We start from the raw sequence: 17,368 nt of genomic DNA on the forward strand, positions 1-17,368 counted from the left end.
GGTCGACAGCGCAGCTTCACGCCTATGCTCCTCAGGTGACGGGGCAGGGTCCCGTGCCGGTACGGGCACGGGGAAAAGGGGAGGTGAGGGGCGTGCCGAGTCTGCGCAGCAGGGCGCTGTCGGCGGCGCTGATCGCGGCGGGACGCCGAAGACGGTTCGCCACTGCCGAGGCGGTACGGACCCGGGTGGCGGAGTCCGCCCGCCGACCGGCCTCGCATCTGCCGCCGCGTTCGCTGGGGCGGGTCGCGGACATCTCGCGGACCTTCGTCGGAGCCTGGCCGGTGTACGACGTCTCCCCGCTCGGGAGGGAGCCCGCGGCGCAGGTGCTGTACGTGCACGGCGGCGGGTACATCAACGAACTGGTCCGCCCGCACTGGGCGCTGATCCGGACCCTGGTCACGCAGGCGCGGGCCCGGGTCGTCGTACCGGCGTACATCCTCGCGCCGCGCGGTACCGCCGACCGGACCGTCCCGGTCGCCGCCGACCTGCTGAGCGGCCTGATCGCGGGCGGCGGCGGTGGCGGAACGGTGCTGATCGGGGACTCGGCGGGGGCCGGGCTGGCGCTGGCGGCCGCGCAGCGGCTGCGCGACCGTACCGGGGCTCAGCCCTCCCGGATCGTGCTGATCTCGCCCTGGCTGGACGTGACGATGAGCCATCCGGACCAGGCGGCCCTCGAGGCGGCCGATCCGATGCTGGCCCGTTCGGGGCTGCGGGAGGCCGGCCGGCTGTACGCGGGGACCCTGGCCGCCGACGATCCCCGGGTGAGCCCGTTGCACGGGGGCTTCGCGGGGCTGGCGCCGCTGACGGTGTTCACCGGGACCCGGGACGTGCTGGCCACGGACAGCAGGGAGCTGCTGCGCCGGGCGCGCGCGGACGGGGCCGAGGTGGAGTTCCACGAGGCCGCGGGGTTGCCGCACGGCTACCCGCTGCTTCCGGTGCCGGAGGGGCGGGCGGCGCGCGACCGGATCGTCGAGCTGATCAGGGCGACGGCGGAGCTGTGACCTGTCCGTCATGACCTGTCCGCCCACGCCGGGGTGCCCTACGCCGTGCAGGTCATCAGTGAGCTGATCGGCCAGGACCGGTACCCCGTCCAGTACGCCTCGTCGCGTACGGCGTCGGCGGGCGGGGTCCGGTTCGGCTGCCAGCCGACGGTGACGAAGCCCGCCTCGACGGCCGCTTCGGCGAGGTCGGCGTGGGCCCATTCGCGGAACTCGAAGGGAACCGGCGGCTCGGTCAGGAAGTGCGCCTTCAGCAGCGGTGCGTCGCCGTCCGGGATCCGGTCGAGGATGCGGACCCCGTACGGCGACCAGTCCACGCGCGGGAACGCCCCCGCGTTGGGCACGATGGCCAGCAGCCGCCCGCCGGCGCGCAGGTTGGCGCGGACGGACCGGAACATCGCGTGCAGGGACCGGCGGTCGGGCGCGTAGCTGAAGACGTACGCGGCGGTGGCCAGGTCGAAGGGGCCGAGGTGGGGAAGGCCGGCGGCGTCGGCGACGTGGTACTCGACGTCCGGCCGGTCCTTCGTGGCCTCGTGTTCGCGGGCCAGCCGGATCATCTCCTCCGAGACGTCCACGCCGACGGTCCGGCGGGCCCCGCCGCGGGCCAGCAGCCGGGTGTTGTAGCCGTATCCGCAGGCCAGGTCGAGGGCGTCGAGCCCGCGCACCCCGCCGAGCGCGTCGAGGGCTCCGTGCAGCGTGTAGGTGTCGGCCGCCGAGAAGGCCGCCGTGGTCTTCGACTCCGCGTAACGCTCGCCGATGGTGTCGTACTGGAACCGCATGCTCTGCCTTCCGGGGGCCTGCCGCAGGTGGGACGCGTGCGTATCGTCCCCCGCGGCGCGGCCGGGGGCCGGGCCGTACACCCGTACGTCCCCCGGACGAGGGAGGCGGTCGGCCTATCGCGGCTCCCGGTCCGGCGGGGGCACCAGCTCGCGGGCGCAGGCGCGCAGCCAGGCGTGCGCCGGGTCGGCGTCGTGGCGCGGGTGCCAGGCCATGCCGAAGGGCAGCGGCGGCAGGTCCAGCGGTATCTCGAAGGTCTCCAGTCCCAGCGCGGCGGCGAGCGGTGCGACCTGGCTGGTCAGCAGTCCGACGAGGTCGCTCTCGCGCAGGACGAACAGGGAGGCGGGGAAGGTGCCCACGCTGCCCACCACGCGCCGGGCCAGCCCCTGGTCGGCGAGCGCGGCGTCCACCGGGCCTTCGAGGCGGCCGCGCCGGGAGGCGGTCAGGTGCTCGGCCGCGGCGAACCGGCGCACCGTGATGCGGCCGCGCAGCAGCGGGTGCCCGCGGCGTACGACGCCCAGCATGCGCTCGTCGGAGAGGTGCTCGACGCGCACTTCGGGGGAACGGGTGTCGACGACGCCGAGTTCCAGGTCGGCGACGCCTTCGCGCAGCGCGGGGACGTCCACGTGGCTCTCCGGGAGGAAGCGCAGCCGCACCCCCGGCGCCTCGCGGGTCATCCGGTTGAAGAGCGTGGCCCCGTAGACGGCGGTGAAGGCGTCGTTGGCCAGCACGGTGAAGGTGCGGGTGAGCGTGGGCAGGTCCACCTCCGCCCCGGTGAGGAAGAGGGCGCGGGCCCGTTCCACGACCGCGCGGACCTCTCCCTGCACGGCGAGGGCGTGCGGGGTCGCCACCATGACCCGGCCGGCCCGGACCAGGACCGGGTCGCCGAGGGCCTTGCGGATCCGGCCGAGGGTCCGGCTCATGGCGGGCTCGGACAGGTGCATGCGGGCCGCGGCCCGGGACACGCTCGCCTCCTCCAGGAGGACGTCCAGGGCGACGAGGAGATTCAGGTCCAGCCCGGATTGCGTCACACGCATAGATCCCTTGCACAAGTTGCACTGGAAAGCAGGTCGGCCCAACTCTACTGTGGCCCAAGGGCGATGGCCGCAGCCGGCCGCCCTTCCTTCCTTCCTTCCTTCCTTCCTTTCGTTCTTGCTTTCCCTCTTCCTTCCTTCCGCCGTACCGCCACGCCACCGACTCCGAGGAGGAGCCGTGCTCCGCCATGCCGTCACGCAGGGTCCCGCCGTACCCGCACCCACCCTCACCCGGCCCGCCCTGCTCGTCCTGTGCGCCTGCGTGCTGGTCGCCCAGGGGATGGTCGCCGCCGTCAACCTGCTGATCCCCCAGCTCGCCGCGTCCGAGCTGCATCCGGATCCCGGCGAGCTGCTGTGGTCGGTGGACGCGTACGTGATCGTCTTCGCCGCGCTGCTCATCCCCGCCGGGGCGCTCGGCGACCGCTACGGCCGCAAGGGCGCCCTGCTCGCCGGGCTCGGCCTGTTCGCGGCGGGCGGGACCGCCAGCGCCCTCGCCGAGGCCCCGGCCGTGCTGATCGCCGGCCGCGGGGTGTGCGGGGCGGGCGCGGCCCTGATCATGCCCGCCACCATGTCCGTCCTGATCCACCTGACTCCGCCCGAGCGCCGCAGCCGCGCCCTGGCCACCTGGACGCTGTCCGCGGGCCTCGGGGGCCTGGCGGGCAACGTCGGCGGTGGCCTGGCCGGGGAGTACCTGACCTGGCGGGCCCTGTTCTGGGCCGTCGTCCCGCTCGGCGCGCTGCTCGCGCTCGCGGTCGCCCGCGCGGTCCCCCGTACTCCGTCCCGGCCCACCGCTGCCGTCGACCCCCTGGGGGCGGCGCTGCTCGCGGGTGCGCTGCTCGCGGTGGTCTACGGGATCATCGAGGGGCCGGCGTACGGCTGGGCCTCGGTACAGGTGCTGACCGCCTTCGGCCTGGGTGCGGGGCTGCTCGCCGCGTTCACCGGCCATGCGCTGCGCGCCGCCCGGCCGCTGCTGGACCCGCGGATCTTCGGCTCGCGCAGGCTCCGCGCCGGGACGCTCGGCATCGGCACCGCCTTCTTCGGACTCTTCGCCCTGTTCTTCGTCAATGCCCAGTACCTCCAGTACGCGAAGGGCTTCTCCCCCGCCCAGACCGGCTTCGCGATCGTCCCGCTCACCGTCGGCATGGCGCTGGTGCCCCGCTTCGGCGCCCGGCTCCAGGAGCGGATCGGGCCGCGGCTGCCGGTCGGCGCCGGGCTCGGCCTGATCGGGGCGGGGCTGCTGCTGGTCTCCACCGCCGACGCGGGCACCCCGTACCCCGTGTACGCGCTCTACCTGCTGGTGCTGTCCGTGGGCACGGGCCTGTGCGCGCCTTCTCTGACGCTGACGGTGGTCGCCGAGCTGCCCTCCCACCAGGCCGGGCTCGGCTCCGGGCTGAACACGGCGGCCCGGGAGATCGGCGCCGCCCTCGGGGTGGCGGTGGTCGGCACGGTGCTGGCCTCGCGCTTCCACGGGAACCCGCAGGATCCGGCTCAGGTCGCCGCCTTCACCGACGCGATGGGGGCCGCGCTGCGCACGGTGGCCGTGGTGCTGTTGTGCGCCTCGGCCGCGGTGGTGACCGGGTACCGGGCGGGGCGGCGCGGGCGCGGCCGGGATGCAGTGGCCGCCGCCGAGGGCGCATCCTGACTGTGTGATCGCGAGAGCGGACAGCGGCGGCGTACCGGCCCCCGATGCCATGACGCAGGCACTCGCCCGGGCGACCGTGAACGCCGTGCAGGCCGTGGGTGGGTACGCGGGCGGGATCTACCTGCGCTCGCCCACCGCCGGTCTCCTGCTGCTGGCGGTGTTCATGGGCCTGCCGCTGCCCCTGTTCCGCCCGTGGTGGCGGATCCAGGTGAACCGCCCGTACCCGCCCGCCGAGGTCTACCGCACCGGGCAGGCCGTGCACCTGGCGGACGCGGAGTCGGCCGTGGGCCGCTTCCCCCAGCTCGTGGCCAGCCTGCCGTTCCCCTTCGCCTCCCTGTACGAGCCGGTGACCGCCGGGACGCAGCGGTTCGGCGTGCTGCTGGTGCTGCGCCCGGCGACCCCCGGCATCCCTGTCGGGGCCGTCGACCGGGAACGGTTGCGGAAGGCCGCGGACCAGCTGGCGCAGGACCTCGCGGAGCTCGCCACGGCCGGCGCGCCCGTGGCGTGGGAGGGCGACCCGGTGGCGGTACCGACGCCGCCGCCCGACACGGGGTCCGCGGGGGCCCGCGCCGCCCTGGACCGGCTCGCGCTGGCGGTGCTCTCCCTGGACCGGCAGGGCAGGATCGGGTTCGTCAACAGGGCGGCCGAGGAGCTGCTCGGCCTCGCCGGCCCCCAGCTGTACGGGAAGGTGCTGTGGGAGGCTCTGCCGTGGTTGGGGCACCACGCCTACGACGACCACTTCCGGGCCGTCTTCATGTCCGGCGAGCCGGCGCGCTTCCCGGCCCGTCGCGGCCGCCACCCGCCCGGGGAGTGGCTGTCGGTGGACCTGCACCCCGCCCCCGACGGCGTGACCCTGACGATCGGCCGCTCCGAGAAGCCCGCCTACGCGCCCGCGCCGGTGGTCCAGCCCGCTGCCGGCCCGGCTTCGCCCGTGGACCAGGCCTCCGCGCTGTACCGGCCGGTGGCCCTCGCCATCGCGCTGTCGGAGGCCGTCACGGCCCGGCAGGTGTCGGCGGTGGTCACCGAGGAGCTGCTGCCGGCCTTCGGCGGCCGCCAGCTGGCGATCTACCTGCTCGACGAGCGGCACCTGTACCTCGCCTGGGAGACCGGTTTCCCGCAGGGCTTCCTCAACCGGTTCGACGGGGTCTCCCTCGATGTGCGGCTGCCGGGCGTGGAGACGCTGACCACGGGCCGGCCGATGTTCTTCGAGTCGATGCAGCACCTCGCCGCCGCCTATCCGGGCATTCCGCTGGACGCCCACGTCGGTGCCCGCGCCTTCCTGCCGCTGATCGCCTCCGGCCGGCCCGTCGGCTCGTGCATCCTGGGCTTCGACTCGCCCCGCGGCTTCAGCTCGGAGGAGCGTACGGTGCTCACGGCGCTGGCCGGCCTGATCGCACAGGCCCTGGCGCGGGCCCGGCGCTACGACAGCGAGGCGGCCCTCGCGCGCGGGCTCCAGGCGGCCCTGCTGCCGCACCGGCTGCCGGTGCGCGAGAACGTGGACACGGTCGGCCGCTATCTCGCGGGCACCGCGGGCATGGACGTCGGCGGCGACTGGTACGACGTCATCGAGACGGGGCGCGGCCTGCTGGCCCTCGTCATCGGGGACGTCCAGGGACACGGGGTGGCGGCCGCCGCGACCATGGGTCAACTCCGCAGCGCCGTAAGGGCCTTCGCACTCAGCGGCAGCACGCCGGAGCAGGTGATGAGGGGCACCAACCAGCTGCTCATCGACCTGGATCCGGGCCAGTTCGCCAGCTGCTGCTACGTGTTGCTCGACCCGGCGTCGGGCGCCGTGCGGGCCGTGCGGGCCGGCCACCCCCAGCCGCTGCTGCGCCACCCCGACGGTCGGACCGAGGTGCTGGACCTGGCGGGCGGGGTGGTGCTCGGCATCGACCCGGAGGCCTCGTACCCGGTCACGGAACTGCGGCTGGAGACGGGCGCGGTGCTCGCCCTCTATACGGACGGGCTGGTGGAGACGCCCGGCATCGACATCGACGAAGGGGTCGAGCGGCTGCGGACGGCCCTGGCGGCGGCCCGGCCGTCCCCGCTGACCGAGACCGCCGACCGGCTGGTCGGCGAGGCGGACGGGACCGCGGACCGGCCGGACGACATCGCCCTGTTGCTGGCGTCGCGCAGGGGCGAGGACGCGTAGGAGACCGGGCCCGTCAGCCGGCGTTCGTGGACCGGCCCGTGGACCGGCCCGTGGACCCGCCCGCGGACCAGTCCGTGTCGCCCGCCAGGATCAGCGCGGTGTTCACCAGTCCGACGTGGCTGAACGCCTGCGGGAAGTTGCCGAGTTGGCGGCGGGCGACGGGGTCGTACTCCTCCGCGAGCAGTCCCACGTCGTTGCGTACGGCCAGCAGCCGCTCGAAGAGGTCGCGGGCCTCCTTCTCCCGGCCCGTCAGGTACAGGGCGTCGGCCAGCCAGAACGAGCAGGCCAGGAAGGCCCCTTCGTCGCCGGGCAGTCCGTCGACGGCGGGGCCCTCGGTGGTGTAGCGGCGGACCAGTCCGCTGCTGCCCAGCTCCGCGCGCACGGCGTCGACCGTGCCGATGACCCGCGGGTCGTCGGGCGGCAGGAAACCGGTCCTGGGGATGAGCAGGGTCGCCGCGTCGAGCTCGCTGGAGCCGTAGTACTGGGTGAAGGTGCCCCGCTCGGGGTCGTAGCCCTTGGTGCACACGTCGAGGTGCACCGCGTCCCGCATGGTGCGCCAGCGTTCCACGTCGCCGGGGATCGAGGAGTCGTGCTCCAGGGCCTGCACGGCCCGGTCGGCGGCGACCCACGCCATCACCTTGGAGTGGACGAAGTGGCGGCGCGGGCCGCGGACTTCCCACAGGCCCTCGTCCGGCCGTTGCCAGTTGCGCTCCAGGAAGTCGAGGAGCGCGAGCTGGATCCGCCAGGCGTGGCGCTCGGAGGGCAGCCCGGCGGACCTGGCCACGTGGAGGGAGTCGATGACCTCCCCGTACACGTCCAGTTGGAGCTGGTCGACGGCCGCGTTGCCGACCCGGACCGGGGCGGAGGAGGCGTATCCGCTCAGCCAGGGCAGTTCGCTCTCGGGGATCCGCCGCTCGCCGGCGATCCCGTACATGATCTGCAGGTCGGCGGGGTCGCCGGCGGCCGCGCGCAGCAGCCACCTGCGCCAGGCGCGGGCTTCGTCCAGGTAGCCGGTGGCGAGGAGGGAGCCGAGGGTGAGGGTGGAGTCGCGCAGCCAGCAGTAGCGGTAGTCCCAGTTGCGGACGCCGCCGATTTCCTCGGGGAGGGAGGTGGTGGAGGCGGCGACGATCCCGCCGGTCGGGGCGTAGGTGAGGGCCTTGAGGGTGATCAAGGAGCGGTTCACGGCCTCCTTGTAGGGGCCCTCGTAGCGGCACTGCGAGCTCCACTCGCGCCATTCCGCGAGGCCCTGCTCCAGGGCTTCGAAGGGGTCGCAGGGATCGGGCCGCGGTTCGTGCGAGGGGTGCCAGGTGAGGACGAACGCCACGCGCCGGCCGGCGGAGACCGGGAACTGGGAGCGGGTGCTGTTGGCCTCGCCCCAGGTGCGGACGGGGGGTTCGCTGCGGAACCAGACGGAGTCGGGCCCGGCGATGGCCACCCGGTCCTCGTAGACCCGGCGTACCCAGGGGACGACGTTCCCGTAGTCGAAGCGCAGGCGCAGGGTGCTGTGCATGCGCACGGTGCCGCTGATGCCCTCGACGATGCGGACCACGTCGGGGGCCCCGTCGCGCTGCGGCATGAAGTCGATGACCTTGACGGTGCCGGTGTCGGTCACCCAGTACGACTCCAGGACGAGCGTGCCGTCGACGTAGGCCCGGCGGGTGCACGGTTCGCCGTCTTCGGCGTCGACGGGGGCGATGCGCCAGTGGCCGTTCTCCTCGTCGCCGAGGAGCTTGGCGAAGCAGGCGGCCGAGTCGAAGCGGGGCAGGCACAGCCAGTCGATGGACCCGTCACGGCCGACCAGTCCGCTGGTCATCAGGTCGCCGATGAGTGCGTAGTCTTCGATGGGTTGTGTCATTTGTGCGCTCTTCCCGCGAATGCCCGGGGCCAATCAGCTCGGGCCCCGGACACCCCCGTGCGCGCTACGTCAGGCTCTGGGGACCGTTCCCCGCGCGCCTCCAGTCGCGCAACTAGTCGCGTACGAGGAGCAGCACCGCGGCGAGGACCACGCCGAGGGCGACGGCGAGGGCGCCGTGGGCCAGGCGGTGGCTGCGCAGGACGGGCAGGAAGCGGTCGACGGCGTACCGGCCGGGGCCGGTGAGGGCGAGGGCGGCGGCGCCCGCGGTCAGCAGCAGTTCGTACTCGATGCCCTTGGGGGCGAAGAAGGCGCCGGCGCCGTGGACGGCGATCGCGTTGATGAGGGTGCCGACGATCGCGGCGCCGGCGAGCGGGGTGAGCAGGCCGAGGGCGAGGCCGAGGCCGCCCAGGGTCTCGGTCAGCCCGGCGAGGACGGCCATGGCGTCACCGGCGGGGTATCCGCTGGCGGTGAAGAACTGGCCGGTGCCGCTGATGCCGCCGCCCTCGAACCAGCCGAAGAGCTTCTGCGTGCCGTGCGCGGCCATCGTCAGGCCGAGGACGAGGCGCAGGAGCAGGAGGCCGGTGTCGTGGCCCGGGGTGGAGGGGGTGGCGCCGTGGGGGCGCGCGGCCGGTGCGGCGGCCTGCGGCTTCGTCGTGGTGACGGAGGGGCTGGTCATGGGGGGTCCTTCCGGTCGGGCGGCCCGGTGGAGCTGGCAGGGAGTTGTTCAAATTCGAACCGCTGATCGTCGACCCTAACCATTGATTCAAATTGGAACAACCCGTGTAGGCTGGCGCCATGGCAGAACCGAGATGGCTGGACGACCGCGAGATGCGGGCCTGGAGCGGCTTCCTGGCCGCATCGGCCCTGGTGAACCGCCGTCTCGACCAACAGCTCAAGGACGAGGCGGGCCTCTCGCACCCGCAGTACGAGATCCTTGTGCGGCTCGCCGCGGCACCCGGGCGCGAGCTGCGGATGACCGAGCTCGCCAACGGCCTGATCAACTCCAAGAGCGGGCTGACCTACCAGGTCACCCAGATGGAGAAGGCCGGACTGGTCCGCCGTCGCAGCTGCCCATCTGACGTGCGCGGCGTCTTCGCCGTGCTCACCGACGCCGGCAGCGCCAAGCTGGAACAGGCCGCGCCCGGACACGTGGCGACGGTCCGCGAGATCCTCGTCGACGTCCTGACCCCCGGACAGCTCGACGCGCTCGCCGACGGGCTGGGCGAGGTCGGCCGCCGGCTGCGCGAACAGGGCGCCTGAGTGGATCCGGCGGCCGTTCGGGTATCGGGTGGCGGTTTCGGGGTATAGGGGCGCCATGGACGGAAAGGTCTGGCTCACCTTGCTCACGGTCGTCGCGGTGGGGCTCGCGATCGCCGCGGCCGTGCTGCTCGTACGGGTCTTCAAGGCACGGCGGCTGCTGCTCGACGCGGGCATCCCGCTGCGCGACAAGGCCCTGTTCTGGGTCGCCGTGATCTACACCGTCTCGCCGGTGGACCTGATTCCGGACCCGGTGTACCTGGACGACATCGGCGTCCTGCTGCTGGCGTTGCGCTCGCTGCACGCGGCGGCCGGGGCCGTGGGGGCCGGCCGTACGGCGAAGGAGCCGGACACCGTCGGGTGAGGCCGGTACGGGGCGGCCCCGTGCGGGCTCAGCGGTACGGGCTCAGCCGTACGGGCTCAGCGGTGCTGGTCGAAGAGGACCGGATTGCCGTCCGGGTCGAGGACGAGGAAGCTGCCCGGACCGGAGCCGGATTCGTCGACCTCCGTCAGGAACTCCACACCGCTCGCCTTCAGCTCCCGCTGCAGCTCGCGGACGTCGGTGAACGAGTCGAGCGGTTGCGCGTCGCCGTCCCAGCCCGGGTTGAAGGTCAGCATGTTCTTCTCGAACATGCCCTGGAAGAGCCCGATCACGTGGTCGCCGTTCTTGAGGATCAGCCAGTTCTGCGCGGGGTCCCCGCCGAAGGCGGTGAATCCGAGCTTCTCGTAGAACGCCCTGGAGGCCTCGATGTCCCGCACGGCCAGACTCACGGAGAACGCACCCAGATCCATGCGTATCAGCCTGGAGGGCGCCCGGTGCGGCCGCAACCCCGTCGCCCGGGCACGGCGCGGGTGGTCAGCGGACGCCCCGGGTCCGGAACTGGACGCTGATGCGGGGCCCGACCGCCCGGACCGACTTGGGCACCGCGTGCTCCATGGTGCGCTGGCAGGAGCCGCCCATGACGACGAGGTCGCCGTGGCCCAGCGGCAGCCGTAGCAGGGTGGGGCCGCCGTCACGGGGACGGAAGGCGAGATCGCGCGGGTCGCCGACGGAGACGATGGCGACCATGGTGTCCTCGGTCGAGGAGCGGCCGGTCCGGTCGCCGTGCCAGGCGACGCTGTCCCGGCCGTCGCGGTACAGGCACAGGCCGGCGGTGGTGAACGGTTCGCCGAGCTCGGCGGCGTAGTGGCGGGTGAGCGCCTCTCGGGCCTCGGTGAGCGAGGGGTGCGGCAGGGCCTCGCCCTCCCCGTAGAAGGAGAGCAGCCGGGGCACGTCCACCTCGCGGTCGTACATCTGCCGCCGCTCGGCGTGCCAGGGCACGTCGGCGGCCAGCCGCTCGAAGAGCGCGTCGGCGCCGCTCAGCCAGCCGGGCAGGTGGTCGACCCAGGCCCCGGCGCCGAGGTCTGTGCGCCGCAGGCCGCCCAGGGGGCCGAGCCGGATCTCGTCACCCTGGTCGAAGAGGGAGCCCTGAAGCCCCTGGACTGCGTGCATGCCCCCAGCCTAACCCCATGAACCGAACACGTGCACGAATACTTCGGCGCGCCCGCTCAGCTGCCGCCCGCGCGGACGACGTACGGCCGGGCGAGGACGGTGACGGCGACGGAGACCGCGGCGACGACGGCGATCGCGGCGCCCGGGGCGAGGTACTGGGCCAGGCCGCCGGCGAGTGCGGCGCCGAGGCCCTGCCAGGTCATCCGGCCGGCCGACTCGACCCCCTGGACCTGGCCGCGCACCGGGTCGGGGGTCAGGTCCAGGAGCTGCTCCTGGAGGGGCAGCGTGGCCGCGAATCCGGCACTGGCGAGGAACACCGCGACCGCGACCACCGGGAGGGGCGGCTGGAACGCGAACAGCAGGAAGGGGACGGCCAGCAGCAGCCGCAGGGCGAAGGCATGGCGGCGGCGCTGCCCGGCGGTCAGCAGCCGTCCGACGGCCAGGTCCCCGAGGAGCATGCCCGCCGATCCGGCGGCCAGGAGGGTGCCGGCGTGGCCGGGGTCGTAGGAGATGAACAGGGCTTCGCAGCCGACGATCAGACCGTTGGGCACCCACAGGTTCAGCAGCAGCGCCCGCCGGCCGGGGTGGGAGAACAACTCGGTGTTCGTCGTCCAGGTCTGACGCAGTCCGGGGCGACGGGTGAGCCGGACCGAGCGTTCGCGGACGGTGGCCGCCACCACGGCGAGGCCGAGGGCGGTCAGGGCGGCGGCGACGAGGAAGACCCCGTACGGGCTCAGGTACGACAGCAGTACGGCCCCGAGGGCGTAGCCGAGGATCGCCGTGCCGCCCGAGGTGATGTTCATGAGCGAACGCGCCGGCGCGTAGCCGGAGTTCGGCACGATCTCGGCGAGCAGCCCCAGCCGGGTGCCGGTCCCGAGGGACTGGAAGAAGCCCAGCATCAGCAGCAGGGCGAACCGGGCGACCAGCGGCAGCCCCGGAACGGCCTGGGCACAGACACCGATCAGCGAGGCGGACTGGAGCGCGACGACGGTCCGGCGCGGCCGGTTCCCGTCCGCGACCGACATCAGCGTCAGCGCGCCGAGCACCGTGGCGAACGTGGCGCCGTACATGCTCACAGCCGTCAGGAACGGGGAACGGGTCTGCTGGTCGACGAGGGTGCCGAGGGCGAAGCCCGACAGGGTGCTCGCGGCGACGGTCAGGGCGAAGCCGGCGTAGAGGCCGGTGAACTCCCGGTTGCGGAGCAGGTCTCGGTAGCCGGTGGCGGTCGCGGGGGCCGGCTTGGAGGTCGAGGGGGTGGGAGAGGCAGAAGAGGAAGGAAGGGAAGAAGGCATGAAAAAAGCCTCCGGACACGTGCACGGGGCACGCACGCCGAAGGCCAACACCGGGATTCTAGCAGTCTTTTCCGTACCACTGCGTGGACACCAGCGGTGCCCGGACCGGGCCCGGAGCGGGATCCTGCCCGTACCCGCGTGTGATCAGAGACTCACGCACTTGGCCGCAGGCCCGCCGCACGGTAGCGTCACCCCGACATTTGCACATAGCGACGACGGCGAGACGGAAGCCCGGTGTGAATCCGGCATGGTCGCGCCACTGTGTGCTGCGGTGACATCCCCTCCGGGATGGCTCCGCGGCGAGTCAGACCCGAGGACCGTCGTCCTGCACCACCGTATGGGACGCGTTGTTCCCCGAGGAGGTTCCATCATGGCCGAGGCTGTCGCTTCCGCTGCCGTATCCACCCCCGCCGGCTCCCTGTCGGCTCCGCTGCCCGTGCGCGCGGTGCTGCCCTGGGCGCTCTTCGTCGGTCTCCTGATGCTCGTCGCCCTGTACTTCGTCGGCGCCGAACAGGGCGCCACGGCCGTGTTCGCCGGCGAGGGCGTGCACGAGTGGGTCCACGACGGTCGTCACCTGCTCGGCTTCCCCTGCCACTGAGAGGCCACGCACATGTACGCCTCCACTGTCAGAGGTCTGCTGGTCCGCGGGATGCTCGCGGGCCTGATCGCCGGGCTGTTCGCCTTCGCCGTCGCCTACGTGGTGGGTGAGCCCCCGGTCCGGGGTTCCATCGCCGTGGAGGAGGCCCAGGCCGCCCAGGACGCGGCGGGTGCCCCGAGCGCCCACGCCGGGCACGGCGGCGGCGACGCCGCACCGGCCGAAGCCGCGGAAGAGGAGGAACTGGTCAGCCGGCCGGTGCAGTCCACCTTCGGCCTGGCCACCGGCGTCCTGGTCTACGGGGTCGCGCTGGGCGGTATCGCCTCGCTCGCGTTCTCGTTCGCCCTCGGCCGCGTCGGCGGGTTCAGCCCGCGGGCCACGGCGGCGCTCACCGCGGCCGGTGCCTTCGCGACCGTCTACCTGGTGCCGTTCCTCAAGTACCCGGCCACCCCGCCGGCGGTCGGCAATCCGGACACGATCGGACAGCGCACCACGCTGTTCTTCCTGATGATCCTGCTGAGCGTGCTGCTCGGCGTCGGCGCGATCATCCTCGGGCGACGGCTGGCACCGCGCCTGGGCAACTGGAACGCGACGCTGACCGCAAGCGGCGCCTTCGTCGTCGCCGCGGCCCTGGCGTTCGCGTTCCTGCCGGACAACAGTGATGCGGTCCAGCCCGGTTTCCCCGCCGCCCTGCTGTGGGAGTTCCGGGTCGCCTCGCTGGCCGTGCAGTTGGTGCTGTGGGCGGTGTTCGCCATCGTCTTCGGCGTCCTGGCCCAGCGGCTCCTGGCCGCGCGCGCCGACGGCGCGCAGGCGACGGCCCAGCAGCCGGCGCCCGCGGTCGGCTGATCCGCCGTACCGCCCGCACAACGGGCCCCGCCACCCCTGCCGGGGGTGGCGGGGCCCGTGGCATTGCGCCGCGGCCGCCCTACGATGTGCGCATGAGCGCAGGCACGGATCTGGCAGGTGCCCAGGTCCCGCAGGAACGGGGTGACCGGCTGGAGGTCGCCGCGTCCGTTCTGGCCCTGCTCGCGGACCGTACCCGGCTGGCGCTGATGGAGCGGCTCGCCCGGGGCGAGGCCGATGTCACCACGCTCACCGAGGCGTGCGGGGCGGCCCGGCCGTCGGTCAGCCAGCACCTCGCCAAGCTCCGCCTCGCCGGGCTGGTCACCACCCGCAAGGACGGCCGCCGGGTCGTGTACGCCGTACGCCACGGGCACCTGCGACGGCTGGTCGACGAGGCCCTGAACGCCGCCGACCACCAGCTCGGTTCGCTGCCCCCGCACGACTGACACGGCGACCGCCGGGGTTCCCGCTCGCAAGGCGACCAATAGGTGCACAGGTACGCACATGTTGGCTACGCTGACGTGGAGTCATCGACCCGCCGACCGGACGGGGCCGCCCGTGCTGTCCGTACTGCGCAACGGCACCTATCGCCGCCTGTTCACCGCCCAGGTCATCGCCCTGGTCGGAACCGGTCTCGCCACCGTCGCGCTGAGCCTGCTCGCCTACGACCTCGCGGGCTCCGACGCCTCGGCGGTCCTCGGTACCGCGCTGGCGATCAAGATGGTCGCCTACGTCGGCATCGCCCCGCTGATCGCGGCCGTCGCCGGCCGGATCCCCCGCCGCACCCTCATGGCGGCGATGGACCTCACCCGGGCCGGCGTGGCCTCGGCCCTTCCGTTCGTCACCGAGGTCTGGCAGATCCACCTGCTGGTCTTCCTGCTCCAGGCGGCGTCGGCGGCCTTCACCCCGACCTTCCAGGCCACCGTCCCCGAGATCCTGCCTGCCGAACACGACTACACCCGGGCCCTGTCGATGACCCGGCTCGCCTACGACCTGGAGAGCCTCTTCAGTCCGGTGCTGGCCGCCGCCCTGCTGACCCTGGTCTCCTACGACTGGCTGTTCGCCGGCACGGTCCTCGGCTTCCTCGGCTCGGCCGCGCTCGTCGTGGCCACCGTGCTGCCCCGGCCCGCCCCGGTCGAACGGACCGGCGGTGTCCGCACCCGGGCCGGCTTCGGCATCCGCCTCTTCCGGGCGACTCCCCGACTGCGCGCCCTGCTCGCCCTCGACCTGGCCGTCGCGGCCGCCGGGGCCCTGGTCTTCGTCGGCACCGTGACCCTGGTCCGCGGCCACTTCGGCCGCCCGGCCGGCGCCGTCTCGCTCGCCCTGGGCGCGTACGGCGCCGGATCCATCCTGACCGCGCTGGTCCTGCCCCGCCTCCTGCAACGGGCCACCGACCGTACGGTGATGCTCCGCGCCGCCTTCGCCCTCCCGGCGCTCCTGGCCGCCGCGGCGGCCGTCACCTCGACCGCCCCGGGCTCCTGGTCCTGGCCCGCGCTCCTCGTGGTCTGGGCCGCGCTCGGCGCCGCCTGCTCCGCCGTCCTGACGCCGGGGGGCCGCCTGATCCGCCGCTCCACCGCCGACGCGGACCTGCCCGCCGCCTTCGCCGCCCGGTTCTCCCTCTCCCACGGCTGCTGGCTGCTCACCTACCCGCTGGCCGGGTGGCTCGGCGCGGGGGCGGGCCTGCCGCTGACCGCGATGGTCCTGGGGACCGTCGCCCTCGGTTCCACCGCGGCCGCGGCCGCGACCTGGCCCGCCCGTGACCCGTACCGCCTGGAACACGTCCACCCGGACCTGCCACCAGGCCACCCCCACCTCGCCGACGCCCACCCCTGCGGCTCCGGCTGGCGCCACGACCACCACTACGTCATCGACCGCCACCACCCCCAATGGCCCTGACGGCCCCGCAGCGCGCCGAAAACCACTGGTGGACCCCTGGCCAGATGGCTACGATCACCGCGATGACCACTCCTTCCGTTCACAGATCGGGGGTCCCGTCCGCGCAAGGTGAGTGCTGATGCTCACTCAGACCGCGGAGGGCGATTCCCGCCTTTCCCTCTGGCTGCGCGTACGTGAGTACGCCGTGCCGCCTTCCATGATCGAGACCGCGACCGCCCGGCGTTCCGTCGGGGACTGGGCCGGGGCCTGCGCCGCCGCAGGTGTCGACGTCGATCTCAACCTGCGCTCCGTGGCCCGCTCGTACGGACACGACCTCACGGCCCGGATCCGGGCCGACCTCCGCCATCTGGCACCCGACCTGTTGCGCTGGCACATGCCGCGCATCGCTCCCGACGGGCTGCTGCGCCCCGATCTGACCCTCTCCCTGGCCCGGTACGAGGTCACGGAGCGGCCCCGCGCGCATGCGATCCACCTCGTGGCCCGGACGGCTCCGGCCTGGGCGGACGCCGGTCAGCGGATCAGCCTCGCACTGTGGGACGGATCCGGCGACGGTGGCGATCCGCGCCCGCGCGCCCGTCCCCAACGGCGGTTCCGCCTCGACCTGCACCGCCACTTGTGGGACGCGCGCAGGACCGGCGAGCTGAGGGTCCGCTCCGGGGCCGACCAGCCCCCGGCGGACTCGGGGCTACGGGAGATGCTCCCGCCCGGACACAGCTGCGCCGTGGACCGCTGGGCCGCCGAGGCCGAGATCCTGCTCCGTGCCGAAGGGCGGGCCGCCGGAGCCGTCACCGTACGGTTCGGTGCCCGGCAGCGGCTGGTCGTGGATCTGCGTGCGCGCGGGGACGGGGCCGGTGGGGCGCCCGCCCTGCGGATCGGGGCGGCGCCCGCGGACGGGAGCGCCTCCGCGCTGCCGGTCCTGCCCGACGCGGCCGTCCGGGTGCTGCCCGACCTGGAGCTGCTCCGCGCCGGTGCGCTCGGTGCCGACCAGCTGCACCCCTTGGTCGCCGCCGCCCTCGTACCGGGTCGTCCGCCGGTCCGTCCGTCCCGGACCCCGGAGCGGGCGGGGCAACCGCGCCTCGTCGAATGCCGGGGGGCCCGGCACCGGATCGGCCTGGTCGACGGGGTACTGGCCCCACTGGACCACGATCCGGCCGAGATCCGCCGGGAGGAACTGCTGGCGGCACTGACGGGCACTCCGCTCCCCTGCCTGCAGGCCATCGACGCGGCGCACCGGCACCCGGACTGCCTCACCGGCGTCCGCGAACGCCTGGACCACGGTGACACCGCCGGCGCGCTGGCCGTCGTCGAGGGTCTGCTGGGCCCCGGCGCGCTGCTGCGCGCGGGCGCCCTGCGGGACGCCCTGGAGGCGGCCGCACGGCAGCGGATCACCTACGGGCTGTTCCGGGCGGGGCTGGCCGGGCCCGGACCCGGCCGCACCGGAGGGAGCGCCCGCCGCCCCCGGCAGTACCGCCCGCACCCGCGCCAAGCCCTGTGCTGACCCGGGGACTTACCTCCCCGCACCGGTTCCTTCCGCC

The 17,368-nt window shown here is 73.9% G+C and carries 17 protein-coding genes; 10 read left to right on the forward strand and 7 right to left on the reverse strand.

Annotated features, from left to right (window positions below):
- The first annotated feature begins 92 nt into the window (after positions 1-92).
- Positions 93-1,001 carry an alpha/beta hydrolase gene (locus tag AB0D29_RS17355; RefSeq protein ID WP_362855018.1) on the forward strand — a complete coding sequence of 303 codons (909 nt, stop codon included), beginning with the start codon at positions 93-95 and terminating at the stop codon, positions 999-1,001.
- 38 nt (positions 1,002-1,039) lie between these two features.
- On the opposite strand, the gene AB0D29_RS17360 is transcribed toward AB0D29_RS17355, so the two are convergent.
- Entirely contained in the window at positions 1,040-1,777 is a 738-nt protein-coding gene (locus tag AB0D29_RS17360; protein WP_362855019.1) for a class I SAM-dependent methyltransferase, read from the reverse strand.
- Positions 1,778-1,891: 114 nt separating this feature from the next.
- Positions 1,892-2,812, reverse strand: a complete 921-nt coding sequence (locus tag AB0D29_RS17365) for a LysR family transcriptional regulator (RefSeq protein WP_362855020.1) — start codon at positions 2,810-2,812, stop codon at positions 1,892-1,894.
- Between the two features lie 175 nt (positions 2,813-2,987).
- On the opposite strand from AB0D29_RS17365, the gene AB0D29_RS17370 reads away from it, so the two are divergent.
- Together AB0D29_RS17370 and AB0D29_RS17375 are read left to right on the forward strand one after the other, a co-directional pair.
- Positions 2,988-4,451 (forward strand): MFS transporter, encoded by a 1,464-nt coding sequence (locus AB0D29_RS17370; RefSeq protein ID WP_362855021.1) that lies wholly within the window; start codon positions 2,988-2,990, stop codon positions 4,449-4,451.
- A gap of 49 nt (positions 4,452-4,500) precedes the next feature.
- Complete coding sequence (locus tag AB0D29_RS17375) at positions 4,501-6,603, forward strand: SpoIIE family protein phosphatase (protein ID WP_362855133.1); 2,103 nt, start codon at positions 4,501-4,503, stop codon at positions 6,601-6,603.
- Positions 6,604-6,616: 13 nt separating this feature from the next.
- On the opposite strand, the gene AB0D29_RS17380 is transcribed toward AB0D29_RS17375, so the two are convergent.
- Complete coding sequence (locus AB0D29_RS17380; RefSeq protein WP_362855022.1) at positions 6,617-8,458, reverse strand: glycoside hydrolase family 15 protein; 1,842 nt, start codon at positions 8,456-8,458, stop codon at positions 6,617-6,619.
- Positions 8,459-8,570: 112 nt separating this feature from the next.
- Positions 8,571-9,134, reverse strand: a complete 564-nt coding sequence (locus tag AB0D29_RS17385) for a DoxX family protein (protein ID WP_362855024.1) — start codon at positions 9,132-9,134, stop codon at positions 8,571-8,573.
- Between the two features lie 119 nt (positions 9,135-9,253).
- Here AB0D29_RS17385 and AB0D29_RS17390 point away from each other — a divergent pair, with 119 nt between their 5' ends.
- Complete coding sequence (locus tag AB0D29_RS17390; RefSeq protein WP_351288959.1) at positions 9,254-9,718, forward strand: MarR family transcriptional regulator; 465 nt, start codon at positions 9,254-9,256, stop codon at positions 9,716-9,718.
- A gap of 55 nt (positions 9,719-9,773) precedes the next feature.
- Positions 9,774-10,079 (forward strand): YkvA family protein, encoded by a 306-nt coding sequence (locus AB0D29_RS17395; protein ID WP_362855025.1) that lies wholly within the window; start codon positions 9,774-9,776, stop codon positions 10,077-10,079.
- A 56-nt stretch (positions 10,080-10,135) separates the two neighbouring features.
- Here the strand turns inward: AB0D29_RS17395 and AB0D29_RS17400 are convergent, their stop codons facing one another.
- The 3 genes from AB0D29_RS17400 to AB0D29_RS17410 form a co-directional block, all read right to left on the reverse strand.
- Positions 10,136-10,507 carry a VOC family protein gene (locus tag AB0D29_RS17400; RefSeq protein WP_362855026.1) on the reverse strand — a complete coding sequence of 124 codons (372 nt, stop codon included), beginning with the start codon at positions 10,505-10,507 and terminating at the stop codon, positions 10,136-10,138.
- A 64-nt stretch (positions 10,508-10,571) separates the two neighbouring features.
- Complete coding sequence (locus AB0D29_RS17405) at positions 10,572-11,207, reverse strand: alpha-ketoglutarate-dependent dioxygenase AlkB (protein ID WP_362855027.1); 636 nt, start codon at positions 11,205-11,207, stop codon at positions 10,572-10,574.
- 56 nt (positions 11,208-11,263) lie between these two features.
- Positions 11,264-12,499, reverse strand: coding sequence for an MFS transporter (locus tag AB0D29_RS17410; protein ID WP_362855028.1), 1,236 nt, complete (start codon positions 12,497-12,499; stop codon positions 11,264-11,266).
- 370 nt (positions 12,500-12,869) lie between these two features.
- Between AB0D29_RS17410 and AB0D29_RS17415 the strand changes: the two genes are divergently transcribed.
- The 5 genes from AB0D29_RS17415 (at position 12,870) to AB0D29_RS17435 (ending at position 17,331) form a co-directional block, all read left to right on the forward strand.
- Positions 12,870-13,097, forward strand: a complete 228-nt coding sequence (locus tag AB0D29_RS17415) for a CbtB-domain containing protein (RefSeq protein WP_030708804.1) — start codon at positions 12,870-12,872, stop codon at positions 13,095-13,097.
- 12 nt (positions 13,098-13,109) lie between these two features.
- Complete coding sequence (locus tag AB0D29_RS17420) at positions 13,110-13,940, forward strand: CbtA family protein (protein ID WP_362855030.1); 831 nt, start codon at positions 13,110-13,112, stop codon at positions 13,938-13,940.
- A gap of 92 nt (positions 13,941-14,032) precedes the next feature.
- Positions 14,033-14,383 carry a metalloregulator ArsR/SmtB family transcription factor gene (locus AB0D29_RS17425; RefSeq protein WP_030708808.1) on the forward strand — a complete coding sequence of 117 codons (351 nt, stop codon included), beginning with the start codon at positions 14,033-14,035 and terminating at the stop codon, positions 14,381-14,383.
- 112 nt (positions 14,384-14,495) lie between these two features.
- Positions 14,496-15,833, forward strand: a complete 1,338-nt coding sequence (locus AB0D29_RS17430) for an MFS transporter (protein ID WP_362855134.1) — start codon at positions 14,496-14,498, stop codon at positions 15,831-15,833.
- Between the two features lie 118 nt (positions 15,834-15,951).
- Positions 15,952-17,331, forward strand: coding sequence for a hypothetical protein (locus AB0D29_RS17435; protein WP_362855032.1), 1,380 nt, complete (start codon positions 15,952-15,954; stop codon positions 17,329-17,331).
- Positions 17,332-17,368: the final 37 nt, after the last annotated feature.

It is taken from the genome of Streptomyces sp. NPDC048424, from assembly GCF_040651555.1.
GTDB lineage: Bacteria > Actinomycetota > Actinomycetes > Streptomycetales > Streptomycetaceae > Streptomyces.

What these genes read in the sequence shown, in the direction of transcription:
- AB0D29_RS17360 (WP_362855019.1), bottom strand. Translation starts at nt 1,777, where the DNA reads ATGCGGTTCCAGTACGACACCATCGGCGAGCGTTACGCGGAGTCGAAG.
- AB0D29_RS17365 (WP_362855020.1), bottom strand. Translation starts at nt 2,812, where the DNA reads ATGCGTGTGACGCAATCCGGGCTGGACCTGAATCTCCTCGTCGCCCTG.
- AB0D29_RS17375 (WP_362855133.1), top strand. Translation starts at nt 4,501, where the DNA reads ATGACGCAGGCACTCGCCCGGGCGACCGTGAACGCCGTGCAGGCCGTG.
- AB0D29_RS17380 (WP_362855022.1), bottom strand. Translation starts at nt 8,458, where the DNA reads ATGACACAACCCATCGAAGACTACGCACTCATCGGCGACCTGATGACC.
- AB0D29_RS17385 (WP_362855024.1), bottom strand. Translation starts at nt 9,134, where the DNA reads ATGACCAGCCCCTCCGTCACCACGACGAAGCCGCAGGCCGCCGCACCG.
- AB0D29_RS17390 (WP_351288959.1), top strand. Translation starts at nt 9,254, where the DNA reads ATGGCAGAACCGAGATGGCTGGACGACCGCGAGATGCGGGCCTGGAGC.
- AB0D29_RS17395 (WP_362855025.1), top strand. Translation starts at nt 9,774, where the DNA reads ATGGACGGAAAGGTCTGGCTCACCTTGCTCACGGTCGTCGCGGTGGGG.
- AB0D29_RS17400 (WP_362855026.1), bottom strand. Translation starts at nt 10,507, where the DNA reads ATGGATCTGGGTGCGTTCTCCGTGAGTCTGGCCGTGCGGGACATCGAG.
- AB0D29_RS17405 (WP_362855027.1), bottom strand. Translation starts at nt 11,207, where the DNA reads ATGCACGCAGTCCAGGGGCTTCAGGGCTCCCTCTTCGACCAGGGTGAC.
- AB0D29_RS17410 (WP_362855028.1), bottom strand. Translation starts at nt 12,499, where the DNA reads ATGCCTTCTTCCCTTCCTTCCTCTTCTGCCTCTCCCACCCCCTCGACC.
- AB0D29_RS17415 (WP_030708804.1), top strand. Translation starts at nt 12,870, where the DNA reads ATGGCCGAGGCTGTCGCTTCCGCTGCCGTATCCACCCCCGCCGGCTCC.
- AB0D29_RS17420 (WP_362855030.1), top strand. Translation starts at nt 13,110, where the DNA reads ATGTACGCCTCCACTGTCAGAGGTCTGCTGGTCCGCGGGATGCTCGCG.
- AB0D29_RS17425 (WP_030708808.1), top strand. Translation starts at nt 14,033, where the DNA reads ATGAGCGCAGGCACGGATCTGGCAGGTGCCCAGGTCCCGCAGGAACGG.
- AB0D29_RS17435 (WP_362855032.1), top strand. Translation starts at nt 15,952, where the DNA reads ATGCTCACTCAGACCGCGGAGGGCGATTCCCGCCTTTCCCTCTGGCTG.